General features: G+C 31.4%; 2 protein-coding genes. One reads left to right on the top strand and one right to left on the bottom strand.

Annotation, left to right across the window (positions count from 1 at the left end; translation table 11 throughout):
* Nucleotides 1-294 precede the first annotated feature (294 nt).
* Nucleotides 295-1098, top strand: a complete 804-nt coding sequence (locus BLR76_RS11500; RefSeq protein ID WP_176759715.1) for a DUF368 domain-containing protein — start codon at nt 295-297, stop codon at nt 1096-1098.
* A 168-nt stretch (nt 1099-1266) separates the two neighbouring features.
* On the opposite strand, the gene BLR76_RS11495 is transcribed toward BLR76_RS11500, so the two are convergent.
* Nucleotides 1267-1506, bottom strand: a complete 240-nt coding sequence (locus BLR76_RS11495) for an ATP-binding protein (RefSeq protein ID WP_245683093.1) — start codon at nt 1504-1506, stop codon at nt 1267-1269.
* Between the last annotated feature and the right edge of the window lie 116 nt (nt 1507-1622).

The following is a 1622-nucleotide window of genomic DNA, read 5'->3' as shown; positions in this document are numbered from 1 at the left end:
GGGGGGAAGAGGTGCCTTTTTGTATTTTAATTGATAGAGCAACGATAGTTGCATTAAAACAACACGAAAAAACAAAAAAATTGGTAATTACTATGATTTTGTTGAAAGGGGGTGCATGAAATGTTAAAATGTAGAAGCAACTACTTGAATTCTTCGTAGGTTCATCGGAAATATCGATGTTTAATGGTTTTCGTAAAGCGACGTAGAATTTAGGTAGTATAGTTGGTTTTTTTGCTTAGGGAATAAAGCAGCAGACAGGTAATAAAATTTGATTTTGATTGTGAGTTGATATTTTTGATATTTTTAAATGATTTTTTAAAAGGAATAATCATAGGTATAGCAGCCGTAACTCCAGGCGTAAGTGGGGGTACCTTTGCGGTAATACTTGGTGTTTATAGCAAATTAACCAGTGCCATTGCTAATATATTTACTGATTTTATGGGAAAAATTAAAGCCCTTTTTTCTTTAGGTGTAGGTATAGCTTTTGGTGTATTAGCTTTTAGTAGAATTATGCAATATTTATTTGTATACCATGAAACCAATGTAAAATTTATCATTATTGGGCTTATGGTAGGGACTATCCCTTTAGTGATTAAAGATGCAAATAAAAAGGGTTTTAAGGGCTCATATCTAATTCCTTGTATAATTGCCCTTAGTATAACAATTATATTTACCATATTAGAGAATAATGTGATAAATATTATGCCAGAAGCTTCCTCAGGACTAATTGCCACTATTATTTATGGTCTTATAATTGGATTTGGAACTATAGTACCAGGGGTAAGTGCATCATTTATTCTTATGTATATTGGGGCTTATGAAATTCTTTTGGATGCTCTTGTAAGCTTAGACCTTATGGTAATCATTCCAGTAGGGATAGGATTTGTCCTAAGTGTATTATTATTTGCAAAATTAATAAATTTTCTATTTGAAAGAGCTTATGGTTTTACATATTATACTGTATTAGGATTTGTATTTGGATCTATATTTGCAATTATTCCTAGGGATATATTAGGACAGGAAATCCTACTTGGAATCTTTTATTTAGTTATTGGATTTTTAGTATCTTATTATATTGGTACAAAGTATTCACAGTAAATGAAAAAGTTACTAGGTCATGTTAGCCTATCCGTCATATATAGCTCAACTTCTGTTTAAAACCCAGTATTTAGTAGTTATAAAGGTATATGATATTATACTTCCGAAGTGAAGAGTCTACCTTTATACCTCTATTACCTAAAAACTGTGACCCAGCTGATAGTCAAATTACTCAAGAAGAAAATCTATTATATTCTTCACCTTTATACCAGAAAAGTCATTAAAAACTGTATTATCCATAGTGAGGATATACTTAGGATAATTATCAGTTATGGACTGGAGTGGGCGTAATTCACGTTCTTTTGTTTTTTCATCCATAATCGTAGCCGATACTTGATAGTAAACTATCTCATCAGCCTTACTTGCTACAAAATCAACCTCTAATGTACCAACTTTTCCAATTGTCACTTCATAACCTCTTCGTATAATAAGTTTGTAGTTAAGAATTGTTCTTAACTTAGTTGATTGATTAACTGTTTGAAAGAATGGAGCGGGGCTGGGAAATAACTAGCTGAATTAGAAGA

The organism is Alkalibacterium thalassium (genome assembly GCF_900101165.1).
GTDB lineage: Bacteria > Bacillota > Bacilli > Lactobacillales > Carnobacteriaceae_A > Alkalibacterium > Alkalibacterium indicireducens.
The sequence above is the reverse complement of the archived record's forward strand: the minus strand, read 5'-3'. Positions and strand labels throughout refer to the sequence as shown.